A 21,512-nucleotide genomic window follows, 5' to 3' on the forward strand; every position below is an offset into this window, starting at 1 on the left:
CCGCCGCTGGAAAGCGGCAGAAGACTGCCGCCCTCCATGACGCTGCCGCGCACGGGGAGGACGCCCCGGTTGATGGTGACTGCCCCATGATTATTTCCTGCCCATCGGTTTGGGACTGGCTATGAAGGCATCATGCCAGATGCGCACGACAACCCCTACGTCCTGACCGCCGAACGCGCGGAGGCACCTCCTGCCACCTGGCTCGGGCGGACGAGATACCTCGGCCCGGGGTTGATCCTCACCGCCTCCATCGTCGGTTCCGGCGAGCTGATCGGCACCACCATCTTCGGCGCGCGCGCGGGCTTCATCTGCTTCTGGGTGATCCTGGTGAGCTGTCTGGTGAAGGTGGCGCTCCAGATCGAGTTCGGGAAATACGCGCTCTACACCGGCAAGAGCACCATGGCGGCGCTCAACGGACTGCCCGGCCCCAGGTTCGGCCGCGCGGGATGGGCCATCTGGGTGTGGCTGCTGGTCATGATGGTGAAGCTGCTCCAGGTCGGCGGCATCGTCGGTGGGGTGGCGACCTTGCTCGCCATGGCATTCCCCGCCGTGCCCGTGCTGGTGTGGCTGCCGGTCATCGTCGTCATCAACTGCGCGTTTGTTTCCCGGGGATATTCCGCCATCGAGAAGGGGTCCATCGTGATGACGGTGCTGTTCACCATCACCACCCTGCTTTCCTTGCTCGCGCTGCAATGGACGGGCCTCGCCGTCACCGGGGAGGAGCTGCTTTCCGGCCTCGCCTTCGGCCTGCCGAAGGAGGTGGTCTTCTATGCGTGGGCGGCCTTCGGCATCACCGGCATCGGCGGAGATGAGATCCTGGTCTATAACTACTGGCTCATCGAGAAAGGCTACGCCGCGAAGACCGGCCCGCGGGACGACTCGCCGGAGTGGGTGGCCCGTGCCAAAGGCTGGATCACCGTCATGAAAATGGACGCCCTCATTTCCATGGTGGTCTATACCGTGGTCACGGCGGCGTTCTACCTCCTCGGTGCGGCGGTACTCCACCGTCTCGGCCAGCTTCCCGAGGACAAGGACCTTTTGCAGCAGCTCAGCCTCATCTACACCCATTCGCTCGGCCCATGGGCGAAGTGGGTGTACCTCGTCGGCGCGATCGTCGTGCTGGCCTCCACCATGCTCGCCGCCACCGGTGCGTGGAGCCGCCAGTTCGCGGACGCGGCCGGACAGTTCGGCTTCATCAACTTCCTGGACAAGACGCAACGGGACAAGCTGGTCAGGATCTTCACCTGGCTCTTCCCATGCCTGTGGGCGCTGGTCTTCGTGTATTTCCGCAACAGCGCGATGATGGTCCTCATCGGCGGTGCGGCGACCATGGCGGTGCTGTTCGTCGTGGTATTCGCCTCCATCTGGTTCCGCTTCAGGACGTTGCCCGCATCGCTGAAGCCGGGCCGCGGCTATGACATCGCGCTGGCAGTCAGCATCCTCGCCATCCTTGCGGTCGGGGTGCAGGCGCTGGCCAGCGCCCTGCAGAAGATCCTGCAGGAGTGAACGGCATCGCGGCCAACTGCGGTTTGCTGCTTTACTTCTCATATTCCGGTCATTTGAATGGTGGGAAACCCATTTGATACCGGCATGCTACGACAAATCGCCCCCCTCTCCCTGCTTGGCCTGCTCCCTCTTCCGGCCGCCACCATCAGCTTCCAGGAGGGTGTCGGCCCGACCGTGGGATATGACCACATTTCGAAGGATATCCGGAGCCAGCCGGCCACCAACAACGGTTCGCAGACGCTGGTCGGCAACCAACCAGCCGGTGTCGGCCTGATCCGCACGCTGATGTCGTTCGGCCTGTCGGCGATTCCGGCGGGTTCGACCATCAACGGCATCAGCCTCACCCTCGTCACCGACGGCCAGGACCAGGGGGGGAACATGGCGGGGGTGGGTATCGTCAATCTGCATGAGATCATCCCGAATGGTCTCGCCGCCAACAACATGATCGATGGCGCCACCTGGAGCAACTGGTCCGCCACCGGTACCTGGACGACAGCGGGCGGTGATTACAGCCCCACGCCGCTGGCTTCCTCGACGCTCAACGACGCGAACAGCAACGGCAAGCTGGAGTGGGGGGAAACCGCCGTCTTTTCATCGACCCCGGCCTTCGTTGCCGCGGCACAGTCCGCATTCGATGCCGGCCTGCCGCTCGAGTTCATCCTCATCGCCCCCACGGCTGAGGCGGGTACTTCCAGTCAGAATTTCTTCCGGTTCGTCTCGGACAACCACACGACCACGAACCTCCGGCCGCTGCTGGTGATCGACTACACCATTCCGGAGCCATCCACGGCGGTTTTCGCATTGCTTTCGGCGGGCCTGCTCGTCCGCCGTGGACGCCGCCGTTGATCATCCCTCGTTTCCTGAACGGACGATCAGCAGCATCGCCTCCAGTTCCGTGACGATGCGGGCGAGCTGCGGGAAAATCCACGGCTCGCGGTGGCGGGCGGGGTCCGTGTGGAGCGGGTTGATTTCCGGAAGCCGGAATTTTCCGAGCCGTTCCAACCGTGCTTCGACGGATGAGGGGAGGACTCCGGTTTCCTCCCATTTGATGAGATCTTGGTACCCTCCGGTGCAGAGTTCCCTGAACTCGTCCAGAGCCTCCGGGTGGAGCGTTTTCTGGTTGTCCAGATGCAGCACGATCACGGAGAGCGCCTGGGTGATGCGCTGGTTGCCGTTGGCGAGCGCCGCCGCCTGCTGGAGGCCTGCCTGCTGGTTCTTCGGGTCCGCGATCATCCGCTTGAGCGAGGAAAAGGCGTCCGTGTTGGCTGACTCCGCGGCTTGGATGGCTTCCACCAGCGGTTCGTCATGCGGGCCGCCGTCCCGCAGGCGTTCCACGGTGAGCTGCAGGTAGGAAAGGTTCGAGCGCAGCGCCTTTTCCATGATGCGGGGGAAACGGCTGCGTTCCCACGCGGGCCAGAAGATCAACGCGGCCACCAGCGCGAGGATGCCCCCGGCCAGCGTGCTGCCCATCCGCTCCAGGGTGAATGCCAGCGTGACCGGTTGATGGGACTCCATCAGCAGCACGACCATGAGCGTGATGAAAATGACCGCGATGCCGTAGCGCCGCTTCTGGAAAAACCCGAACAGGGCGATGGTGATGGCGATGGCAGCCAGTACGACCGGCTTCGGCGGATGCAGCCAGAGGATGCTGCTGGCGATGAGTCCGCCGGCCAGGGTGCCGGACATCCGCTGGAACGCCTTTTCCCTCGTCGAGCCGAAGTCCGGCTGGAGTACGACGAGCATGGTGAATGGAACCCAGTAGCCGTGCGGGAAGCCGCTGAACTTGAAGAAGACCACGCCGATGAGGGCGAGCATGACCGCGCGGAACGTGTGCCGGACCAGCGCGGGATCCGGCTTTCCGGCGAAGTTGAGGCTGGCGGCGAGCGGCCGGAGCGCGAGGGTGCGGAGATCCTGAAGCTCCATCGGGAACGCGGCGCGGGAATCCGTGCGGTCCATCGTTTTCCCCAACGCGTCCCGGACGATGGGCAGTTGCTCCTCGATCTTGAGGACCAGGTGGGCGAGCTGGCGGGAGGAGGCGGGATCGTCGATGTGTGAGAGAAGCCGCGCACGGCTGGCGGCCAGCAGTTGTCCCACCCGCTTCATCCGCACCTCGAAGAGATTCCACTGTGAAGCCTGCCGGGACACCACGGCGAGGGCGACGGACCGGACGAGGTTCGTCAGCGAGTCCAGGGCGGGACTCATGCTTTGCGAGAGGGATTCCGTGCGTCCGTCATCCGGGAGGGAGCGGAACGCGGCCTTGAACGCGATGATCCGGAACCCGAGGCGCACGGCGGCGATGTTGAGCAGCTCCAGTTGCCGCAGCATGCCGCCGGAGGTGTGCTTCGCCGCGTGGAGCGTCGCCTGGGTGCGGTTGAGCGTGGCACGCAGCTCCACCTCGCGCTGGGTGATCATTTCACCCCCGGCACCGCGCTCCGGTGACATGGCCTCCAGCAGATCGGCGAGGGCCATCCAGCTCTCGGCCACCGTCCGGCGGAGCGGGTGCTGGGGATGGATCGGCCAGAGGATGACCTGCAGCAGGGTGCCGAAGAGGGCACCGGCGAGGGTGGCGGTGACGGGATTCAGCGTGGCATCCCCGGGGTCCGTCAGCGGAGGGGCCAGGGAGATGAAGAACAGCAGGCTGCTGGAAACCGCCAGTCCCGGCCCATAGTCCGTGCTGAGGTGCCGCCAGTATCCGCCCAGCGCGACGATCACCGCGGTCCCGAGCATTGCGATCACAAGGCTGGATACCCCGGGAACCGCGAGCGAAACCGCCAGCGTCAGGATCACGGAAATGGCGAGCAGCAGCCCCAGGCGGAGCGAGTAACCGCCGCGCACATCCACCAGCGCGATCGTGTTCGCCGCGATGCAGGCGTGCACCGGGTCCATGTGGATCCATCCCGCGGAAGTGGCGATGAGCGGGATCATGAAGGCCACGGTCGCGCGGATCGCCCGGTTCAGATCCGGTGACATCGACTCCCTTTCGAGGAAGCCAGCCAGCGATTGCCTCAGATCTTGGATGCGCATTTTCTTTCCCTTCCCAGCCTGAACCACAATCCGTTGGGCGCAAGGGGGGAATCCACGTGATCCTTCCGCAGCAAGTCGGAGCTTGACCCTGCCGCTCCCACGGTGCCTGCTGCGCGCCTTCCTTCCATGAGCGGCCACCCATGCATTTCCGGCGCTCCACACCTGTCCGGCGGCGGACAGGTCGGTCCCCCGTGACCGGATCATGATGATTCCCACTCCGGGCCGGGTTGGTCCGGTCCCTTGTTTCCGCGGACATGCGTCCGCAACTCTCCCATTTTCGAAGAATCATGTTTTCCAATTTGTTCCAAAAGAAGCGCGGCACGTGGAAGGACGACGCGCTGGCCGGCCTGACCACCGCGTTCGCACTCGTTCCCGGCTCCATCGCCTTCGCCTTCGTGGCCGGTGTGCCACCCATCTCCGGCCTCTACGCCGCCTTCCTCATCTGCCTCATCACGGCGGCCACCGGTGGCAGGCCGGGTATGATCTCCTCCGCGGCAGGATCGCTCGCCGTGGTCATGGTCGCGCTGGTGGCGGAGGGCAACCGCCGCGGCGGGGATGGCGCGGGATTCGAGTATCTCCTGCTGGCCGTCGTGCTGATGGGCGTGATCCAGGTCATCATCGGCGCGCTGAAATTGGGCCGCCTGATCCGGCTGGTGCCGCATCCGGTGATGATGGGTTTCGTCAACGGCCTCGCCATTGTCGTGTTCCTGTCCCAGCTCAAGATGTTCCGTGAGCGCGACGGCGCGGTGGTGGGGGATTGGCTGCAAGGCATGCCCCTGCTGGTCATGGGCGGGCTGGTCGTCCTGACCATGGCCATCGTCTATGTGCTGCCCAGGTTCACGAAGAAAGTGCCGTCGTCGCTGGTGGCCATCATCGTCGTCAGTCTGGTCGCCGCGTTCGGCATTTCCACCCAGACCGTCGGTGACCTTTCCAGCGTGAAAGGTGCTTTTCCCACGCCGCACCTGCCGAAGGTGCCGTGGACATGGGACACCTTCGCCTTCGTCCTGCCCTATGCCTTCATCCTCGCACTGGTGGGCCTCATCGAGACGCTGATGACGCTGCAGCTCATCGACGAGATCACGGAGACACGCGGCAAGGGCAACCGCGAGGCGCTGGCGCTCGGCGGCGCGAACATCGTTACCGGCTTTTTCAAAGGCATGGGGGGTTGCGCGCTGGTGGGGGAAAGCCTGATCAACATCGGCTCCGGCGGCCGGGGGAGGATGTCCGGCGTGTTCGCGGCGCTGGCGTTGCTCATCTTCATCCTGTTCGCGTCACCGCTCATCGACCGCATCCCCATCGCGGCGCTCACCGGCGTGATGTTCGTGGTGGTGATCGCGACGTTCGAGTGGTCCACGTTCAGGACCATCGGCAAGGTCCCGCTCAGTGATGTGCTGGTGATCGTGGCGGTCACCGCCATCACCGTGTGGCAGGATCTGGCGGTCGCCGTCATCAGCGGCGTGATCCTTTCCGCGCTGGTCTTCGCGTGGAAGAGCGCCAAGCACGTTCACCTCTCCGTGATGGCTGATTCGGAAGGGGAGAGGATCTACCGGATGGAGGGTCTGCTGTATTTCGGCTCGGTGCGGGACTTCGCGGAAAAGTTCAAGCCGTCGTTCGATCCGCAGCGGGTGGTGCTGGATTTCCATGACGCCCGGGTTTGCGACATGTCCGCGCTGGAGGCCATCCGTTCCCTCGCATCACGTTACCAAACGCTCGGGAAGACGCTGGAGGTCCGGCACCTTTCGCCCGACTGCCGGCGGATGCTGGACGGAGCGGGCGGGTTGATGACCATCGCGGTGGCGGAGGATGATCCGGAATACCTGGTGGCCCGGATCAACGGGAAGGTGTGAGCGTTTTCCCGGTGCGGGGAGATTCCCGCGCTCTCCCGCGCATCATGGCGGTGGCTTGTTCGTCTCCATCAGGCGGTGGATGTCTTGCTGTGGAAGCGCGGCATCGAGGAGATATGGAGCCTGCGCGAGCGCCTGGAACAGGCATCAGGGGAGGAAAGCGGCCTTGCGGAAGAATGGAACAAAACAACCACCCACAACCAAGACGCGATGGTGTCCGAATTGTGAGGCAACGGGGGGGCGAAGCGTGGTGGCCCGCCAAGATGGAAGATTGCCATCCGCCGCCGGTCCGGTAGGAATATCCGGATGCGTGCGATGCTGATGATCCTGGCGGCTTCGGGCACCCTGGCTTTTGGCCAGAAGGTGGAGGAGATTTATGGCAACTACTGCTCCGGATGCCACGGGGCGAAATTCGAGGGCGGGCAGGGCGGCTCGCTGGTGGACGGGATCTGGAAACACGGCGGCACGGACGCGGAGATTTTCAAATCCATCGCGAAGGGGAACCCGCCGCTGGGCATGACGCCATGGGAAGGCACGCTCACCAACGAGCAGATCCGCTCCATGGTCGTCTATCTCCGGGAACAGGAACGGAAGGCGGCGGTGCAGGGCATGGAGTTCCCCAAGCCCTCACCGGACACCGTGACGAAGACGGAGCTGCAGGACTACAAGATCGAGACGGTGGTCGCCAGCGGCCTCGAGATTCCCTGGGCCATCGCCTTCCTGCCGGATGGCCGGAAGCTCGTCACCGAGCGGCCCGGACGGCTCCGCATCCTGGACAAGGACGGGAAGCTGCAGCCGGAACCGGTGAAAAACACGCCGGAGGTCATTCATCACGGTCAGGGCGGATTGATGGAGGTCGCCCTGCACCCGGACTACGAAAAGAACGGCTGGGTCTATCTCGGCTTCGCGGACGGCACGGTGGAGAAGGTCGAGGGCAAGAAGGACCAGGCGAAGGTGATCACCTCCGTGGTGCGCGGGCGCATCAAGGACGGCACGTGGACGGACCAGGAGTGGATCTACCGCGCGGACCCGAAGTTCCGCAGCGGATCGGGCGTCCACTTCGGCACCCGCTTCATCTTTGACAAGGGCTACATCTACTTCGTCGTCGGTGAACGCGGCGGCATGATGGAGGCGCAGGACGTCACCCGTCCCAACGGAAAGATCTTCCGTCTGCATGACGACGGCCGCGTGCCGGAGGACAACCCGTTCGTGAAGACGAAGGACGCCATCCCCGGCATCTGGAGCTACGGCCACCGCAACCCCCAGGGCCTGGCGATGGATCCGCGTGACGGCGCGCTCTACAACACCGAGCACGGCCCGCGCGGCGGTGACGAGCTGAACCTCGTCCAGCCCGGCAAGAACTATGGCTGGCCCGTCATCACCTACGGCATGAACTATAACGGCACCCCCATCACCGGCATCACGGAGAAGGAAGGGATGGAGCAGCCGGTCATTTACTGGGTGCCGTCCATCGCCGCCAGCGGTCTGGATTTCTACACCGGAGACAAGTTTCCGAAATGGAAGAACGACCTCTTCGCCGGTGGTCTCGCCGCTCAGGAAGTGCGCCGCCTGAGGCTGGAGAACAAGAAAGTCGTCTCCCAGGAGATCGTCCTCAAAGGCATCGGCCGCGTGCGGGATGTCGCGGAAGGACCGGACGGCTTCATCTACGTGCTGCTCAACGGGCCTGACAGCATCGTCCGCATGGTTCCCGCGAACTGATTCCATTTCCATGAAACGTCTCTTCCTTCTGTTACTTGCCGCCGCGCTGCCGTTGTCCGCCCAGGACAAGCCGAAGTGGGTTCTCGTGAAGCCCGCGCTTCCCGAGGGCATCACCCTGCATGAGAATGTCGAGTGTTCCCACCCGGGTGACTTCTCCGTGCTGGTCAATGTCTATGTCCCGAAGAAGGCAGGGACCTACCCGGCCATCCTGCTCATCCACGGCGGTGGCTGGCAGAAGCGCCAGATCGAGCCTGACAAGCCGCTGGCCGAGAGGCTGGCGGAGCGTGGCTACGTCGTGACCCAGGTGGCCTACCGCCTTTCCACCGATGCGAAGTATCCCGCCGCCATCCATGACTGCAAGGCGGCCCTCCGTTTCATGCGGGCGAACGCGGCGAAGTACCGCCTCGATCCGGACCGCATCGGCGTGATGGGTGGGTCCGCCGGCGGTCACCTCAGTGCGCTGATGGGCATGACGGGGGACGTCAAGGAACTGGAAGGCAGCGGTGGAAATCCGGACCAGCCGACCAAGCTCAAGGCCTGCGTGGTGATGGCTGCGACCATGGACCTGCTGGAGGCCAACAAGGACAAGAACAGCGAAGGGCACGTGCTGTTCTTCGGCCCCATCTCGGAGAACCGTCCGCTCTACGCCCAGGCCTCGCCCATCGAGCATGTTTCCAAGGACAGCCCGCCGACGTTTTTCATCGAGGGGGAGAAGGACAGCCTGAAGATCGGCCGGGCGGCGATGCAGGAGAAGCTCCGGGCCGCAGGTGTCGCCACGGACCTCATCACGCTGAAAAATGCGCCGCACCCTTTCTGGATGAGCCAGCCTTGGCTGGATGAGACGGCGAAGGTGGCGGCGGATTGGTTCGACAAACACCTTTGAAGAGCACCCGCCATGGCGGCATTCGGTTTCAGACTCCGGCTGGGAAACGAGGATGTGGAGATCCGCGGGAATCTTCCGGAAGCAGGAGCACCCGCAGGCGGAACTGGGCTTCTTCCTCTCCCAGCCCGGGCGGGACTGATGGATGGCCATCATGTGGCTGGGCCATCTTGACCCTCGTTGCTTTCGCCCCCGCTGCGATTCACTTTCCCCTTCCTTCTATCAACGGAAAATCCACCATCCGGAGATGCGCCTGCTCCAGAGCCTGCTCGCCATGTCCCTCTCATCCACTGGATTCGCCGCTGAAACCATCGCCAGGGAGTGGGATGCGCCCAACGGCATCCACATCCCTTACCGCCTCGCCGTTCCGGAGAAGGTGGAGGAGGGGAAAGTCTATCCGCTCGTCCTTTTTCTCCATGGTGCGGGTGAGCGCGGTGACGACAACAAGAAGCACCTGAAGCACGGCATCAGCTCCATCCTCGCCGGTGCGGAGAAGCTCAACGAGCCTTGCTTCCTCATCGCGCCCCAATGCCCCGCCGAGCTGTGGTGGGCGGATCTCGACGCGGAGAAGCGGCGGCTGGTCGCGGCCAAGGAGCCGAACCCGCGGTTGGAGGCCGTGCTCGCGCTGGTGGAGGAATTTTCAAAAACCCACCCCGTAGATCCGAAGCGCTTCTATGTCACCGGCATCTCCATGGGTGGCTTCGGCACCTGGGACCTGATGGGCCGTGCGCCGGAGAAAATCGCCGCCGCTCTTCCCATCTGCGGCGGCGGGGATCCATCGATCGTTTCGCGTTACAAGGATGTGCCGGTCTGGACCTTCCACGGTGATGCGGACCCCACGGTGCCGGTTGCGGCGACCACGGATCTCATCGAGGCTCTGGAAAAAGCGGGCGGCAAGCCGAAGCTCACCATCTACCCTGGCGTGAAGCACGACTCCTGGACGATGACCTACGACAATCCGGAGGCCATCCGCTGGCTGTTTTCGCAGAAGCGGAAGTGAGCGCAGTGTAGCGTAATGGCTGCGCCATTACGGCTGGGAAGATTCTCCTCTCTCCCTGCAATGCAGCATGGAACGGATGATATCCATGATGGATTGAAATCGGGAGATCACACCGGTTCACCCAGCCGGAACGGCGCAGCCGCCCCGCTACGGAGAATGGGAATACTCTACGGCACCACCGGCTTCACCGGAGCCCCCGCCTCATCCACGGGATAGAGCGCCTTCTCCTCCTCCAGCGCGGTTGCGAGCGCCTTCATCATCCGGCTGAGGTTGGCGGGGTCGGATGAGGAAAGATCCTCCTGCTCGAAGGGGTCGTTCTTCAGATTGAAGAGCTGGTAGCGGGTGTTCCCGTTCTCAGCGTCGGGGAAATAGTGATAGGCCACTTTCCAGTCCCCTTCACGGTAGGTGGTGAAATGGTTGCTGCGGTGCGGCGCGTGCGGGTAGTGCATGAGGAATGCATCCGGATGGCTCCCGTCCGCCGCGCCCGTCAGCAGGGTATCGAGCTTCCGTCCGTCCATCTCGTAGGCTTCCGGAGCCGCAACCCCTGCAAGACCGGTGAGGGTGGGGAAGATGTCATGGATCGCCGCGAATTGTGTCTGCACCGCTCCCTGCTTCACGGGCAGTTTCTTCTGGTTCGCATTATCGGCGGACGGCTTTGCCCACGCGGCGATGAACGGGCTGCGCATGCCGCCCTCGTAGTGGGAGCCTTTCTTGCCGCGCAGCGGGGCGGCGCTGCCCACGTTGTGGGCCTCGCCCAGCGGGGAGTCCGAGCCGTTGTCACCCAGAAAAACGATCAGCGTGTCCTCCGCCACGCCCAGCTTTTCCAGATGGTCCATCAGGTCGCCCAGGGACTTGTCCATGCCCTCGACCAGCGTGGCGAACGCCTGCGCCTTCGGCGGTTTTCCACTATCCTTATAGTGGTCGGCGAACCTGGCATCGGACTCGAACGGAGTATGGACCGCGTAGTGTCCCAGATGGAGGAAAAACGGCTTCTTGTCCTTCACCGCCAGCTCCACCTGGGCGTTGGCTTCCAGCGTGAGCGCCTCCGTGAGGAAGATGTCCTGGCCGTGGTATTTCTCCAGGCCCTTCACGGCATTTGCCACCTGCTTCGTCTTCGCGCCGAAATCCAGAGTCCCCTTGTAGCTCGCGGGATGGCCGATGGGTCCACCGGCGATGTTCACATCAAACCCGAGGTTGAGCGGATCCGCGCCCTCGGAGTCCCCGGGACCGAAGTGCGCCTTGCCAACCTGGATGGTGCGGTAGCCGGCCTTTTGCAGCAGGCGCGGCAGGGTCACATCATCCTTCCGCAGCCCTTTCCAGTTCCACTCCGGCGGGCCGTTCGGTCCGCGGTTGTCGGTGGACTGGTTGATCCAGTTCGTCGTCCGGTGGCGGGCCGCGTTCTTTCCGGTGATGAGGGAGATGCGGCTCGGCGAGCAAAGGCTCATCGCGTTGAACTGGTTGAAGCGGATGCCCCGTTCGGCCAGGCGCTCCATGGAAGGTGTGCGGAAATAATCGTTGAGCGGATAGCGCTGCGGCTTGCCGGATACATCCGTCAGGAAGGGAACCGATGTGTCCATCACCCCCATGTCATCCACCAAGAAGATGATGATGTTCGGTTGGGCGGCGGAAACCGTGGCGGAAAGACAGAGGGCGAGGAAAAGGGCTTTCAGGAAATTCATCATCGGAAGGGGGGAAGGGTGGAGGGATACGGTTGCCGTTGCACGCACTCTTTCCCTGAGGGCGGAGGTGGAATGTGCGAATCCTTTTCCAACTGCGGCCCATGCGCGGTCCGGATAGGATGCCAGCGGATGGCGGGATCATCCGCCATGCCAAACCTTGGAAAGCCATGGAATGGATTCTGATCATATCAACCGGCTTCATCCTGTTCTTCGGTTTCGTGGTGTTCATCCTGAGACGCTTGACCGGAGAGGCCCGGGAGACCGGGAAGCACGACGGCTGGACCCCGGATAGCCAGGGATATTCCAGCACGGGTGGATCCGGCGGAACGTGGGATGGGGACTCCGGCGGTGGCGGCGATTGCTGACAAAGACAGCATCGGAGCCGGTCACAGCTCCACATCGAAGAAATCCAGCATCACCTGCCGGTACACGTCGCGCTTGAACTCCGGCAGCCACTCCAGGTCGAACTCCGTCGGGTGGATCCAGCGGTGGGCGCGGAACTCCCGGGGCCGTTGGTTCACGTTCACCGGTGGTGCGGAGTCCAGCAGCTCACAGAGGTAGTAGGTCTGCTCCTGGCCCTGGTTGCCGTGCTTCTGCAGCTTCTTCTGCCGCACCTGCTCCGGGTAGAGATAGCGGTAGCCGCTGCGCTTTTTCACGATCCGGAGATGCTTCGGCCCGATGCCGATCTCCTCCTTCACTTCGCGGAACAGCGCGCCTTCCAGTGACTCCCCCGCGTCCACTCCGCCCTGCGGGAACTGCCATGCCCCGGGGATGGTCCACCGCTCGCAGATCAGCAAGGAACCGTCAGCCCTCACGATCAGCGCGGCGACGTTCGACCGGTAGCGGACCATGGCTGGAACCCTGTGGGATTTCCGGAATCGTGACAATATTTAACTTGTCCGAAGCACTTTCCGAATGCTGGCCATCGCCACCGGATCCTGCCACATCTGTCAGGGATGAAGACCCATGCCCTTGTCCTGTCTGCGGTCCTTGCCGCATTCGTTTCCGTGGAGGCCCAGGTGACCCCGCCTTTCCAACCGAAAGACGATGCGGATCCGTCAAAGCCCTCCGAGGAACAGTCCGCGGTGAAGGGCTTCTGGCAGGCCCGGCTTGCCGGAGGGGAGTATGCCGTCGCCACCGAGCGCATCACCTCGGTCAGCCGCCATAGCTACGTGCTGGATGGCACGGTGCTTGTCGATGAGGTCACCATCGACACCACCGGGCAGGCGCTCGCCCGGTTCTATTTCCTGTCACCCCGCTCGGCGAAAAGCGGCGGCACGGCGGCGGAGCAGGGAAAGGGCTTTCTGGACGCAGGCGGCCAGGCGTCCGGAGCGGACGAAGATCACATGGTCATCAAGAAATACCCGGACACCACCCACGCGAAAACCATCGAATACCGCCTCGGCAGCGAGGCGGAGCTGACGAAGCTGTTCAACAGCGCGAAGCAGGCGTGGCAGTCCGGAAAGGGCGGGCAGTTCAGCGCGCGGATCAAGTGAGCGGGAGAGCCTGGTGATCCCATTTCATGGAAATCCGCGCGATTCAACGGAGGGTGTTGTGGCGCATGAGGCGGATCACTTCTTCGGAGGAAAGGGCGGAGTCGAAGATGAAGACTTCATCCACCGAACCGCGGAAGAAGCGTTTCGCATATTTGGAGGTGGCTGACGCGGCGTTCCGGCCGAGGCGGACGCCTTCGCCGGGAGGGGCGGAGGCGGTGTCGATGGGGGTGAAGGTCCGCCGTGAGACGCGCTCCAACCGACCATCCACGTAGAGGAGAACGTTGGTGGAGAGGTTGGGCTTGTCCCCGCCATACATGACGACGGCGACGTGATGCCAGCGGTCGTCGCGCAGGTCCGTGGTGCCGATGATCATTCCGCGGTTGAAAGTACCGACGCGCAGGGCGCCGGGGGCTCCGTCGTCCGCCACGCCATTCGCGGAAAGCTGCCAGATCGAGCCTTGCCTCGAGGTTCCCCACGAAAGGAAGCCGTGGCCCTGATCCGGACTGACATCCGGGGGAATCCGCACCCACATCGAGATGCTGCGGGTGGCGGAGCCGAGGATTCCGGGGAAGTCGGACTCGGCGGAAGCTCCGTCACCGTTGAAATAGAGCGCGGAGCCGAATTTGCCGGTGACCCAGGATGGCCCCTTGAGCGGGACCGGTGTGCCTTCCGGGTAGGCGCGGAATCGCAGTTCGGCCTCGCCGGGGGTGGCCAGGCCATTTCCGGAATCCGCGGAGATGAGGCCGTCGCCTTCGTCAAGACGCCAATGGATGAAGGGCCGGGGACGATTTTCCGGAGATTTCTCCGGGAGCGAATTCAGGAAAATGCCGGCATTGATCGGGATGGAGCGCGGGCCGGAGGATTCCAGCCGCGCGGCTTCGCCTTCGCGGAGCGACGAGGTGATGTGGTTTTCCGGCCTGACATCGACGAGGCCTTCGATGACATGGACCGAGGGATCGTCTCCCGAGGCTTCGATGCCGAAGGTGGTGCCGCGGTCAACGATGATGCCGCGGGTCGTGCGGACTTCGAGCCCATGGGCGGTAGGCGGGCAATGGACGACCAGCAGTCCGCGGTTGAGATCAATGGCCATGGGGCTGCGGATTTTGAAATCGAACGGGGCTTCGGCGAGAAGGGTGGCTCCGTTTTCCAGAAGAATCCGGGCGAGTCCGCTGCGGGCGCGGAGATGGGTGCCGGGAACGAGCGGGCCGGGGGGCCGGTCGCCGGTGTCCCATTCGATGGCTTCCGAGCCGGTGAGTTCCCCGGCCGGCCGGGCGGCGGATTTTTTCATCAGGGCCAGTGGAACGCACCCCAGGGTGATCGTGGCCGCGGCGAGTGAAATGCGTTTCACCATCGTCCCGCGGCGGGAATGGCGGAGCCGGATGACCGTCTGCTCCGCCAATGTGGCGGCTTCGTCCGCGCGGTGTTTTTGCAGGCTCTGGGTTACCTCGTCGGCTGCGGTCGCGGGCGCGGATGACTTGAGAACCACCGGCAGCAACCGGTCGACGAGGAGAGCCCGGAGGAGTTCGTCACGAGCGGCGGTGTCCTCGTGCCAGTGGCGGAGGATGCGGGCCGCGTCTTCGGCGGTGAGACGGTTTTCCGCCGTCTCCCGGGTGAGCCGATGCCATTCCTCCGGGTTCATAGCGGGCGGGGGGTGGGGGGCTGCGGGGAAAGTTTTTCCCGGATGCAATTGCCGATGAGATGCCGGAGGCGGTGGAGCTGCATGGAGACGGCGGAGGTTTTCCGCTCGAGCAGCGCGGCGAGCTCGTCGAGTGAAAGCTCATCCGCGTAACGGGCGAAGAGAAGCTGCCGGGCGGGTGATTCCAGTTGATCCAGGCAATGCCGCAGGGCTTCCAGCGGCGTCCGTTCGTCGAGGGGCTCGATCCATTGGCGGAGCGAGTCGTCGATCAGGTTCTGGAGTTCCTCGATGGCCCCCACTGGCAGCGCGCGGAATTTCCGGCGGTGGTTTCCGGAGAGATTGACGGCGATGCGCCGGAGCCAGGGGCGCATCGGCCGGCCGGGGGTGCACTGGTCGAGCTTTTTGAAGGCGAGCAGAAAAACCTCCTGGGTGAGGTCCTCGGCGTCGTGGGCATTTCCCATGCGGACGGCGAGGCAGGCGCGGACTGCGGCGTAGTGGTGTTCCACGAGGATTCCGAAGGCGGCGAGGTCGCCGTTTTGCGCCGCTGAGATCAGGCGGGATTCTTCGTTGGCGGCGATTTCACTCATAGGCGGAGGCGTGTAGTACTTCCTGATGTGTTGGGAAGAGGGATTCAGCACAATTTGCGATTTTTTTCCGTTCCGCCGTGCTGAAAAGGCTGCCCGAAAACATGTAGCCCTGACCACGGGGATAAAAATTCCGCAGGGTCATCCTCCTCTGCCAATCATTTCCAAACCTGAACCATCCATGATCCCCAAGACATCGCATCGTTTCTCCGGACTGCCGTCGCGTTCGATTCCCGTGTTCGCGGCTTTGCTCGCGGCATTGCCGCTGAAGGCCGCCGTCCTCCAGCCGGTTTCCTCTTCGGGGCTTGCGAAGAACGGGACATTGGTCACGACGACCGCGGCCACCCACCGCGTCGGGTCTGCGGCCACCGACGGGAATGGGCGTAACATGCTGGTGAGTTTCCAACTGCCGGATTTCGGGGCGGTTGCCAATCCGTTCACCTCGGCGAGTCTGGGCTTGTATCTGGACGGGAAGAGCGGCACCCCGTTTTCCTTCAATGTCGATCTTTACGGCCTTGCGGCGCAGGGCACTTCGGCTCTGCCGACGGGCGCGTATTACGAGGGGGCGACTGTCGATTCCAGTCCCGGCGTCAGTTTGATTCAGCAGGATTTTGCCATCACGACCACGAGCAACGGGTCGTCTGTCACGACCAGCGCCATCGTCGGCAATGTCAATCTGCTGAACTATCTCAATGCCCAATACGCGGGCGGTGCCGGCGCGCTGCAATATGTCGTTTTCCGGCTCAATCCGGATGTGGGAAATCCCGGAACTGCGGCGATCGGCTACAATTTCGGGTCCGCACAGAATCCAGGCAGTGCGGGCCTTCCTTCACTGACTTACGAGGCGATCCCGGAGTCGGCGACGGGGGCATTGCTGCTGGTTTCCGGCGGCTTTGTGATAGTCCGCCGCCGCCGGCGGAACTGACCTCACGCGAATTGCCGATCCTTGGTCAGACCACCTTTGCGCCACGCTCCAGGATCTCGACTTCATAGCCGTCGGGATCCGTCACGAACGCCATCTTGCGGCCGCCGGAGGTGAACTTCTCCCTCCAGCCGTCCGGCCAGATCTCGATGCCGGATTTCTCGACGCCGTCGCAGTACTCCACGATGTCCTCCACACCCAGACACGTGTGCATGAGGTCCTCCGGGCAGGTCGCCGTGTAGTCCGGTGAATAGGTCAGCTCCAGGAACACGTCGTTGCCGGGCAGGTTGAGGAAGGCCAGCTTGTTCCCTTGCGGGGAGTCTTTGAACTCGCCCAGCTCGTAGCCCAGCTTCTTGTAGAAGGCGATCGAGTTGTCGAGGTCACGGACACGGATGCGGGTATGCAGGAAACGGATCATGGGGGGAAGATGGAACATCGAACATCGAACGTCCAACATTGAACGTCGAAGAGACGATCAGGACGCGAACGCCAGGCGGACGCATTTGCATCACCGCCATTCTTCAATTCGACGTTCGATGTTGGACGCTCAAGATAGCTTGCCATCCTGCGGCTTTGTGTGGCAAAGCCTTGTCATGACGACACGCGAAGAAGCCGCCGAGCAGTTGCGGGTGATCCGGACCATGATGGAGCGGGCGACGATCTTCCGCGCGCTGTCCGGAGAGACGGCGCTCATCGGCGGTGCGGCGGCCCTTGCGGCGGCGTGGTTGTCCGAGGGCAGGCAGGGCTGGGCATGGGCCGGGTGGTGGCTTTTCGGAGCGGCGATGGTCCTGTTGTTCAACGCATGGCAGATCTTCCGCGCCAGCTCCTCCCACGCGAAACCGTTCTGGAACACCGGTCTCAAGCTGGCCATCCGCGGTGCGCTGCCCTCCATCGTCGCAGGAGGCTTTCTCGGGCTGCTCTTCGTCAGGGCGAAGAACGAGCCGGCGGCCGCGTGTCTATGGAGCCTCCACTATGGCCTGGCGCTGCTCGCCATCCGGGAGTTCGCGCCGCGTTCCATGGTCTGGCTCGGCTGGGCTTTTGTGATCTTCGGGGTGACCGGCCTGGCCGGGGTGGCTCAGGTCGTGGAGAGCATCGCCGGGCTGGCACCCATCAAGAACGGATCGCGGCTCATGGCGATTGCGTTCGGGGGTTTCCATCTGATTTATGGGGCTGTGATCGTCACGACGAAGGGCCGTGAGGAATCCGAAGCATGATCGATTTTTCCCAGCTCGACCGCACCATCCACGAAAAAGGCCGTCTCTCCATCATGACGCTGCTGGCTTCGAGGGCGGAGCCATGGGCATTCCAGGACCTCAAGGGGCAGCTCGACATGTCCGACGGGAACCTCATCACCCACCTCCGCACGCTGGAGAAAGCCGAGTTCATCTCCGGCGAAAAGCTCACCGGGGACGGCCGGCCCCAGACGCTCTATGCGCTCTCGGACGCCGGAAAGAAGGCCTTCGTCGCCTATCTGGGAGTGCTGGAGCAGATCCTGGATCTGGGCAAATGAGTTTTCCGCTTGCCTTCACCTAACTTTGTGGAGCAAAGTTAATCCATGGCAGGCACGTCCAACCTTGTGAAACCGAAACCAGCGGTGCCCCTTTTTTAACCAATTACTTTGTAGGACAAAGAAAAAATGAAAACAATGACGGAACCTTCGGTCAGACTGGCACCGGTCTTTGGCATGGATGTGGAAACGCGGAGCGCGCTCTGGCAGCTGGAGGAGCTGGCGAAGACCGACCGACTGGGCGTGGCGGGCCGTTTCATGCCGGATGTGGAAATCAGCCGCAGGCTGGCGGGGATCGGGATCATGGAGGACGTGGAGGAAGCGGACTTTTTCCGCTTCCGGAAGATTGTCATTCCTTTCTGTGGCATGTCACCGCTCAGGAGGAGGGAGTGGGAGAAGGCGGGCGTGCATCTGGTGGATCTCACCTCCCCGCAGGTGAAGCGGGCCCAGGTGGCGCTGGGGCTGCTGAGGATGGACGGGGCGCAGCCGCTGGTCATCGGCAGGCATGCGGATCCGGAGAGCAAGGGACTGGCGGGCGGGCATCCCAGCACCCGCATTCTTGAAGATACGACGGACACGGCGCGGCTGGTCTTTTCGCCTGCGTTCGGGGTGGTGTGCCAGACCACCCTTTCCCCGCGGAAGGTTTCGTGGCTCGTGCAGCAGCTCCGGCACCGCTACAACGATGCGAAGGTCACTTTCCTGGATACCCTTTCCCCCGGGATGTCCGCGCGGGAGCGGGCGCTGGAAAAGCTCATGGCGCAGAGTGACCGCGTGGTGATTGTCGGGCAACCCGGTGAGGCATCCTGTGAGGCGCTTGCGGAGACGGTGCTGAGGAAAGGCAGGACCGCGGAGGTGGTCGCATCCGCCGCGGAGGCCGCCCTCCTGCGCGTGGAGGGCGGGGAGAGGGTCGCGCTGACGGCCGGTGCATTTGCCCTGGATGAAACGATCCGTGCGGTGGCGGATACGCTGGCAGGGTAGCGAAGCCCGTGAGAGCTTCGGCAGGGTGGACGTCCTCCAACAAACCGGTTCCGGTCCTCCATGGGCTTCCCCCCCAACCGGAAGTCTCACGACTTCCGCAACCCTGCCGCTTCATGCCGGGTTGCGGAATCCGGTCAGCCGGGTTACGGTCAGGACGCCATGAAAATGATCGTCGCAGCCGTGGACTTCTCGAATGCAACTCCGGGCGTGCTCGCCACCGCCGGGAAGCTGGCGAAGGCGTTCGGTGCACAGCTCCACCTCATCCACATCATCGAGCCCCAGGTACCGTTCACCGCCTACGGCTTCACCCCGGAGGAATTCCCCGCGATGCCGCTCTATGACACGCAGGTCCGCACCCGTGCGGAGAAGAAGCTGGAGGAACTCCGCCAGGAACTCGGTGACGTCCCGGGGGTGAACACGCAGCTCGTGGACGGAAGCCCGCTCCACGCGACCATCGACTACGTGGAAAAGACCGGCGCCGACCTGGTCGTGCTGGGTTCGCACGGCCACGGCGTGGTGGCATCGCTGTTGTTGGGGAGTGTCGCGGAGGGGATGGTTCGGAAAGCCGTCATCCCCACACTGATCGTTCCCGTCAGGGAGAAGGAATGACCGCCGGTCATTTCCCGAGAACGTGTTCGAGGAACGCCCACTCGTCCGCCGCGCGGTCGATCACCTTTGACAGTGCGGTTCCAGCCCCGTGTCCGGCGCTGGTATCGATGCGGATGAGCACCGGCGGGCCGTCCTCTGCTTGGCATTCCTGCAGCCGTGCGGCGAACTTGAAGCTGTGGGCGGGCACCACCCGGTCATCATGGTCCGCCGTGGTGACCATCGTGGCCGGATAGCGGGTGCCGGGCTTCAGCGCGTGGTAGGGCGAGTAGCGGTGGAGCAGGGGAAAGTCCTCCGCGTTGTCAGAACTGCCGTACTCCTTCTCCCACGCCCAGCCGATGGTGAACTTCTGGAAGCGCAGCATGTCCATCACCCCCACCGCAGGCAGGGCCGCGCCGAACAGTTCCGGCCGCTGGGTCATGCACGCGCCCACCAGCAGCCCGCCGTTGCTGCCGCCCTGGATCGCCAGCTTGGACGGCTTCGTGTAGCCGTCCGCAACCAGCTTTTCCGCCGCGGCGATGAAGTCGTCGAAGACGTTCTGCTTGTTTCCCTTTCTGCCGCCCTCATGCCACTCACGGCCGTACTCGCCGCCACCGCGCAGGTTCACCGTCACCGAGATGCCGCCGCGCTCCAGCCACACCGCGCGGGAGATGGAGAAGCCGGGCTGCATGCTGATCTGGAAGCCGCCGTAACCGTAGAGCAGCGTCCGGTGGGAGCCATCCAGCTTGATGCCTTTCTTGTGGACGATGAACATCGGCACCCGCGTGCCGTCCTTGCTGGTGAAGAAAACCTGCTTCGTTTCATAGGCACTCCCGTCGAAGTCCACCTCCGGTTTCCTCCACAGCGTGCTTTCGCCCGTGGCGATGTTGAGGCGATAGACGGACGCCGGCTCCGTGAAACTGGTGAAGGCATAGAACACCTCCTTGTCCTCCTGCTTTCCGCCCAGCCCGCCGATGGAGCCGATGCCCGGCAGTTTGATCTCCGTCTTTCCGGTTCCGTCCGTGTCAAAGCGGTACAGCCGGTCGCTCGCGTCCTTCATATAGACGCAGAGCAGTTTCCCGCCGGACATGCTGACGGTATCCAGCAGATCCCCGGACTGCGGGATGATCTCCTTCCACGCGGATCTCTCCGGAGTCCGGGTATCGATGGCGATCACCCGTTTCCGCGGCGCGTCCAGATCCGTGTGGAAGTAGAAGACGGGGCCGATGTTGCCGATGAAATCATACTCCGCATCCCCATCCGGCAGCAGCACGGTGACCGGTGCTTGCGGATCACCCGCCGGGCGGTAGGCGATGCGGTTCTTCGGGTCCGTTCCCTGGGACAGATGGATGAGCAGATACGCGCCGTCCTCCGTGATCCATCCGCCCATGCCCCAGCGCGGCTGGTCCGGACGTTCATAGACCAGCACATCCTTTTCCTGCGGGGTGCCCAGCGTGTGGAAGTAGAGCTTCTGATTCTCGTTCACCTGGGTGAGTGCCGCGCCTTCCGGTGGGGTGGGGTAGCGGCTGTAGAAAAACCCGCTGCCATCCTTCGCCCAGGAGATGCCGCTGAACTTCACCCATTTCAGGTGATCTCCGTGGTCCTTGCCGGAGGAGACGTCGCGGATGCGGATCTCGTTCCAGTCACTGCCCCCGCCTGAGGTCGCGTAGGCCAGCAGCTTTCCGTCCTCGCTCGGCTCATAGCGGGAGAGGGAAACCGTGCCTTCCTTGGAAATCACATTCGGGTCCAGCAGCACGCGCCGTTCGCCCTCCAGCGAGGGGGCCGTGTAGAGCACCGCCTGCTCCTGGAGGCCGCTGTTCATGTTGTAGAACCACTGCCCTCCCTGTTCCTGGGGCAGCCCCATCCGCTCGAAGTTCCACAGATTTTTCAACCGCTCCCGGATGGTGTTCCGCTGCGGGATGGCGGAAAGGTATTTCCCCGTGACGGCGTTCTGGGCGGTCACCCAGGCTTTCGTTTCCGGGGAGTTGTCATCCTCCAGCCAGCGGTAGGCGTCCTCCACCTTCACCCCATGGTAGGTATCGGTGACGGGTTCTTTGCGGGTCGTGGGGTAGGAGATGGATTCGGCGTGCAGGGAAGCCATGAGCAGGAGTGGGACGCTGGTGGAAAGAGAGCGGATATCCATGGGATTGCC

21 protein-coding genes are annotated in these 21,512 nt (G+C 63.5%); 14 read left to right on the forward strand and 7 right to left on the reverse strand.

Translation table 11 applies throughout. The features are described from left to right. Positions 1–132 precede the first annotated feature (132 nt). Both KF712_07735 and KF712_07740 read left to right on the forward strand, forming a co-directional pair. Positions 133–1,506 (forward strand): Nramp family divalent metal transporter, encoded by a 1,374-nt coding sequence (locus KF712_07735; protein MBX3740864.1) that lies wholly within the window; start codon positions 133–135, stop codon positions 1,504–1,506. Positions 1,507–1,590: 84 nt separating this feature from the next. Beyond that, positions 1,591–2,352, forward strand: a complete 762-nt coding sequence (locus tag KF712_07740; GenBank protein ID MBX3740865.1) for a hypothetical protein — start codon at positions 1,591–1,593, stop codon at positions 2,350–2,352. On the opposite strand, the gene KF712_07745 is transcribed toward KF712_07740, so the two are convergent. Continuing rightward, positions 2,353–4,530, reverse strand: a complete 2,178-nt coding sequence (locus KF712_07745) for an FUSC family protein (GenBank protein ID MBX3740866.1) — start codon at positions 4,528–4,530, stop codon at positions 2,353–2,355. It abuts the gene before it with no gap. A 287-nt stretch (positions 4,531–4,817) separates the two neighbouring features. On the opposite strand from KF712_07745, the gene KF712_07750 reads away from it, so the two are divergent. From KF712_07750 to KF712_07770, 5 genes are all read left to right on the forward strand, one after another. Next, positions 4,818–6,377 (forward strand): SulP family inorganic anion transporter, encoded by a 1,560-nt coding sequence (locus KF712_07750; protein MBX3740867.1) that lies wholly within the window; start codon positions 4,818–4,820, stop codon positions 6,375–6,377. An 84-nt stretch (positions 6,378–6,461) separates the two neighbouring features. Further along, positions 6,462–6,602: a hypothetical protein gene (locus KF712_07755; GenBank protein MBX3740868.1), complete on the forward strand. Its 141-nt coding sequence runs from the start codon at positions 6,462–6,464 to the stop codon at positions 6,600–6,602. 78 nt (positions 6,603–6,680) lie between these two features. Further along, positions 6,681–8,093 (forward strand): PQQ-dependent sugar dehydrogenase, encoded by a 1,413-nt coding sequence (locus KF712_07760; GenBank protein ID MBX3740869.1) that lies wholly within the window; start codon positions 6,681–6,683, stop codon positions 8,091–8,093. Positions 8,094–8,103: 10 nt separating this feature from the next. Beyond that, the gene (locus KF712_07765) at positions 8,104–8,976 is read left to right on the forward strand and encodes an alpha/beta hydrolase (GenBank protein MBX3740870.1); all 873 of its coding nucleotides are present in this window, start codon (positions 8,104–8,106) and stop codon (positions 8,974–8,976) included. A gap of 244 nt (positions 8,977–9,220) precedes the next feature. Continuing rightward, positions 9,221–9,973 (forward strand): dienelactone hydrolase family protein, encoded by a 753-nt coding sequence (locus tag KF712_07770; GenBank protein ID MBX3740871.1) that lies wholly within the window; start codon positions 9,221–9,223, stop codon positions 9,971–9,973. 167 nt (positions 9,974–10,140) lie between these two features. Here the strand turns inward: KF712_07770 and KF712_07775 are convergent, their stop codons facing one another. Next, a complete protein-coding gene (locus KF712_07775) occupies positions 10,141–11,655 on the reverse strand; it encodes a sulfatase-like hydrolase/transferase (GenBank protein ID MBX3740872.1) in 1,515 nt (504 codons plus the stop codon). Positions 11,656–11,819: 164 nt separating this feature from the next. Between KF712_07775 and KF712_07780 the strand changes: the two genes are divergently transcribed. Beyond that, positions 11,820–12,017, forward strand: a complete 198-nt coding sequence (locus tag KF712_07780; protein MBX3740873.1) for a hypothetical protein — start codon at positions 11,820–11,822, stop codon at positions 12,015–12,017. 21 nt (positions 12,018–12,038) lie between these two features. On the opposite strand, the gene KF712_07785 is transcribed toward KF712_07780, so the two are convergent. Continuing rightward, complete coding sequence (locus KF712_07785; protein ID MBX3740874.1) at positions 12,039–12,503, reverse strand: NUDIX domain-containing protein; 465 nt, start codon at positions 12,501–12,503, stop codon at positions 12,039–12,041. 105 nt (positions 12,504–12,608) lie between these two features. Here KF712_07785 and KF712_07790 point away from each other — a divergent pair, with 105 nt between their 5' ends. Continuing rightward, the gene (locus KF712_07790; GenBank protein MBX3740875.1) at positions 12,609–13,148 is read left to right on the forward strand and encodes a hypothetical protein; all 540 of its coding nucleotides are present in this window, start codon (positions 12,609–12,611) and stop codon (positions 13,146–13,148) included. A gap of 43 nt (positions 13,149–13,191) precedes the next feature. Here KF712_07790 and KF712_07795 read toward each other — a convergent pair whose 3' ends face one another. Next, positions 13,192–14,787 (reverse strand): hypothetical protein, encoded by a 1,596-nt coding sequence (locus KF712_07795; GenBank protein ID MBX3740876.1) that lies wholly within the window; start codon positions 14,785–14,787, stop codon positions 13,192–13,194. Further along, positions 14,784–15,371 (reverse strand): sigma-70 family RNA polymerase sigma factor, encoded by a 588-nt coding sequence (locus KF712_07800; GenBank protein MBX3740877.1) that lies wholly within the window; start codon positions 15,369–15,371, stop codon positions 14,784–14,786. Before KF712_07800 ends, KF712_07795 begins: the two co-directional genes overlap by 4 nt. Before the next feature lie 178 nt (positions 15,372–15,549). On the opposite strand from KF712_07800, the gene KF712_07805 reads away from it, so the two are divergent. After that, positions 15,550–16,293 carry a PEP-CTERM sorting domain-containing protein gene (locus KF712_07805; GenBank protein ID MBX3740878.1) on the forward strand — a complete coding sequence of 248 codons (744 nt, stop codon included), beginning with the start codon at positions 15,550–15,552 and terminating at the stop codon, positions 16,291–16,293. A gap of 25 nt (positions 16,294–16,318) precedes the next feature. Here KF712_07805 and KF712_07810 read toward each other — a convergent pair whose 3' ends face one another. Further along, positions 16,319–16,708 carry a VOC family protein gene (locus KF712_07810; GenBank protein ID MBX3740879.1) on the reverse strand — a complete coding sequence of 130 codons (390 nt, stop codon included), beginning with the start codon at positions 16,706–16,708 and terminating at the stop codon, positions 16,319–16,321. Between the two features lie 175 nt (positions 16,709–16,883). Here KF712_07810 and KF712_07815 point away from each other — a divergent pair, with 175 nt between their 5' ends. The 4 genes from KF712_07815 (at position 16,884) to KF712_07830 (ending at position 19,384) form a co-directional block, all read left to right on the forward strand. Further along, the gene (locus KF712_07815) at positions 16,884–17,504 is read left to right on the forward strand and encodes a hypothetical protein (GenBank protein MBX3740880.1); all 621 of its coding nucleotides are present in this window, start codon (positions 16,884–16,886) and stop codon (positions 17,502–17,504) included. Next, on the forward strand, positions 17,501–17,800 hold the full coding sequence (locus KF712_07820) for a transcriptional regulator (protein ID MBX3740881.1): 300 nt from the start codon (positions 17,501–17,503) through the stop codon (positions 17,798–17,800). Before KF712_07815 ends, KF712_07820 begins: the two co-directional genes overlap by 4 nt. Before the next feature lie 126 nt (positions 17,801–17,926). Then, positions 17,927–18,775: a hypothetical protein gene (locus tag KF712_07825; GenBank protein ID MBX3740882.1), complete on the forward strand. Its 849-nt coding sequence runs from the start codon at positions 17,927–17,929 to the stop codon at positions 18,773–18,775. A gap of 159 nt (positions 18,776–18,934) precedes the next feature. Continuing rightward, positions 18,935–19,384, forward strand: coding sequence for a universal stress protein (locus tag KF712_07830; GenBank protein MBX3740883.1), 450 nt, complete (start codon positions 18,935–18,937; stop codon positions 19,382–19,384). Between the two features lie 7 nt (positions 19,385–19,391). On the opposite strand, the gene KF712_07835 is transcribed toward KF712_07830, so the two are convergent. Beyond that, positions 19,392–21,461 (reverse strand): S9 family peptidase, encoded by a 2,070-nt coding sequence (locus KF712_07835; GenBank protein MBX3740884.1) that lies wholly within the window; start codon positions 21,459–21,461, stop codon positions 19,392–19,394. Between the last annotated feature and the right edge of the window lie 51 nt (positions 21,462–21,512).

Source organism: Akkermansiaceae bacterium, assembly GCA_019634595.1.
Classification (GTDB): domain Bacteria; phylum Verrucomicrobiota; class Verrucomicrobiia; order Verrucomicrobiales; family Akkermansiaceae; genus Luteolibacter.

Excerpts from the sequence above, each read along its gene's own strand:
- KF712_07735 (MBX3740864.1), top strand. The coding sequence starts at position 133 with ATGCCAGATGCGCACGACAACCCCTACGTCCTGACCGCCGAACGCGCG.
- KF712_07740 (MBX3740865.1), top strand. The coding sequence starts at position 1,591 with ATGCTACGACAAATCGCCCCCCTCTCCCTGCTTGGCCTGCTCCCTCTT.
- KF712_07745 (MBX3740866.1), bottom strand. The coding sequence starts at position 4,530 with ATGCGCATCCAAGATCTGAGGCAATCGCTGGCTGGCTTCCTCGAAAGG.
- KF712_07750 (MBX3740867.1), top strand. The coding sequence starts at position 4,818 with ATGTTTTCCAATTTGTTCCAAAAGAAGCGCGGCACGTGGAAGGACGAC.
- KF712_07760 (MBX3740869.1), top strand. The coding sequence starts at position 6,681 with ATGCGTGCGATGCTGATGATCCTGGCGGCTTCGGGCACCCTGGCTTTT.
- KF712_07765 (MBX3740870.1), top strand. The coding sequence starts at position 8,104 with ATGAAACGTCTCTTCCTTCTGTTACTTGCCGCCGCGCTGCCGTTGTCC.
- KF712_07770 (MBX3740871.1), top strand. The coding sequence starts at position 9,221 with ATGCGCCTGCTCCAGAGCCTGCTCGCCATGTCCCTCTCATCCACTGGA.
- KF712_07775 (MBX3740872.1), bottom strand. The coding sequence starts at position 11,655 with ATGATGAATTTCCTGAAAGCCCTTTTCCTCGCCCTCTGTCTTTCCGCC.
- KF712_07780 (MBX3740873.1), top strand. The coding sequence starts at position 11,820 with ATGGAATGGATTCTGATCATATCAACCGGCTTCATCCTGTTCTTCGGT.
- KF712_07785 (MBX3740874.1), bottom strand. The coding sequence starts at position 12,503 with ATGGTCCGCTACCGGTCGAACGTCGCCGCGCTGATCGTGAGGGCTGAC.
- KF712_07790 (MBX3740875.1), top strand. The coding sequence starts at position 12,609 with ATGAAGACCCATGCCCTTGTCCTGTCTGCGGTCCTTGCCGCATTCGTT.
- KF712_07795 (MBX3740876.1), bottom strand. The coding sequence starts at position 14,787 with ATGAACCCGGAGGAATGGCATCGGCTCACCCGGGAGACGGCGGAAAAC.
- KF712_07800 (MBX3740877.1), bottom strand. The coding sequence starts at position 15,371 with ATGAGTGAAATCGCCGCCAACGAAGAATCCCGCCTGATCTCAGCGGCG.
- KF712_07805 (MBX3740878.1), top strand. The coding sequence starts at position 15,550 with ATGATCCCCAAGACATCGCATCGTTTCTCCGGACTGCCGTCGCGTTCG.
- KF712_07810 (MBX3740879.1), bottom strand. The coding sequence starts at position 16,708 with ATGATCCGTTTCCTGCATACCCGCATCCGTGTCCGTGACCTCGACAAC.
- KF712_07815 (MBX3740880.1), top strand. The coding sequence starts at position 16,884 with ATGACGACACGCGAAGAAGCCGCCGAGCAGTTGCGGGTGATCCGGACC.
- KF712_07820 (MBX3740881.1), top strand. The coding sequence starts at position 17,501 with ATGATCGATTTTTCCCAGCTCGACCGCACCATCCACGAAAAAGGCCGT.
- KF712_07825 (MBX3740882.1), top strand. The coding sequence starts at position 17,927 with ATGAAAACAATGACGGAACCTTCGGTCAGACTGGCACCGGTCTTTGGC.
- KF712_07830 (MBX3740883.1), top strand. The coding sequence starts at position 18,935 with ATGAAAATGATCGTCGCAGCCGTGGACTTCTCGAATGCAACTCCGGGC.
- KF712_07835 (MBX3740884.1), bottom strand. The coding sequence starts at position 21,461 with ATGGCTTCCCTGCACGCCGAATCCATCTCCTACCCCACGACCCGCAAA.